Source organism: Pseudomonas sp. RW407, from assembly GCF_003176655.1.
GTDB lineage: Bacteria > Pseudomonadota > Gammaproteobacteria > Pseudomonadales > Pseudomonadaceae > Pseudomonas > Pseudomonas delhiensis.
Map to the genome: position 1 here is coordinate 383476 of NZ_QGSL01000106.1, position 1358 is coordinate 384833.

The 1358-nt window shown below is 65.3% G+C and carries 1 protein-coding gene; it reads right to left on the reverse strand.

Annotated features, from left to right (window positions below):
• Positions 1-480: 480 nt before the first annotated feature.
• Complete coding sequence (locus tag DK254_RS18615) at positions 481-1083, reverse strand: C40 family peptidase (RefSeq protein ID WP_089393656.1); 603 nt, start codon at positions 1081-1083, stop codon at positions 481-483.
• Between the last annotated feature and the right edge of the window lie 275 nt (positions 1084-1358).

Consider the following 1358-nt stretch of genomic DNA (forward strand, 5'->3'; position numbering starts at 1 on the left):
TCCTGCTCTTCGTAGGAGCGAGCTTGCTCGCGAAGGGAGTTTCCCGGCAGCTGCGGTGTTTTGGATCGACTCCGCTCCCTCTCCCTAACCCTCTCCCTGAAGGGAGAGGGGACCGTTCGGAGCGCTTGGGTATTCCCGCATCAGCCGGCAGCTCCGGCGCTTTCGGCTAAAGCCATTGTCGACGTTGGCACGGACAAGCCCCCTCTCCCTTCAGGGAGAGGGCTGGGGAGAGGGCTCTCTTTGCAGAGCCCAACCTCCGCCTCAACCCCATCGGAAGTCCGTAGGGCGGACTCCGTCCGCGATTGGATTCGCCGGCCACACCGGACGCCCCGGTGGCACGGCCTGGGTTTTCGCGTCAGGGGGAGGTTGGCGTGTGCGGAGCAATATCCGCGAGCAAGGAGCGGGCGTCCTTCTCTCGCCCACAAAAAACGCCGTTTCCCCTCACCGGGAAAACGGCGTCCTGTCTTGCGGCGCAGGCCCTTACTCGAAGCGGTTGCCCGGCAGGTCGGCCTTGGCCAGGGTCTCCGGCAGCACGCGCTTGGCCGCCAGGTAATGGCGTTGCCAGTACTTGTCGTTGAGGTTGGCCACCTTCACCTTCTGCCCGCGGCGCGGGGCGTGGACGAAGCGGTCGTTGCCGACGTAGATGCCCACGTGGTCGACGTTGCGGCTGCGGATGCGGAAGAACACCAGGTCGCCGGGCTGCAGGTCGCGGCGCGCCACCTTGGGGTTGCTGCTCTGGTAGATGGCCCGGGCGGTGCGCGGCAGCTCGACGTCGTCGACGTCGCGGAACACGTACTTGACCAGGCCGCTGCAGTCGAAACCCTTGGGCGAGGTGCCGCCCCAGCGGTAGGGCGTGCCGATCATGCTGAAGGCACGCTGGGTGACCTGGTGGGCGTCACTGGGCTGCGGCTTCGCCGGCTGGGCGATGCTCAGCAGCTCCTTGCCCTGCACCGGGACACGGAGTTCGAGAGGGGCGGGCGCGTAGGAGCGCGTGGCCCGTGGGGAAGCTTCCACCCCGGTTACAACGGCGGCCAAACTGGCTGCCAAGCCTATGGAAAGGCATGTCAAAAGGGTACTGCGCATTCGGCATGTCTTCTTTCTGGTTGTGGATGTAACCCAGACTCCGCTGGATCGCCGTTGCTCTTCGGCGGGCGATGGTTTCCTTTGGTCCGCGAAAAATTCCGCGCATTCTGACCGACTTTTCGTGACTGTGTTTTGACCGTCCGTCGCTTGCGGGGGACGCCGTGTGACTCGGCGGGCATTCGATGACATGTGTCCGGAGCGCCCGGTGGGGTGCCGGCCTTATAGCTGAAAGCCCTATGCCAGGCAGCTTGCCGGGAGATGGCCAAAGGCCGCGC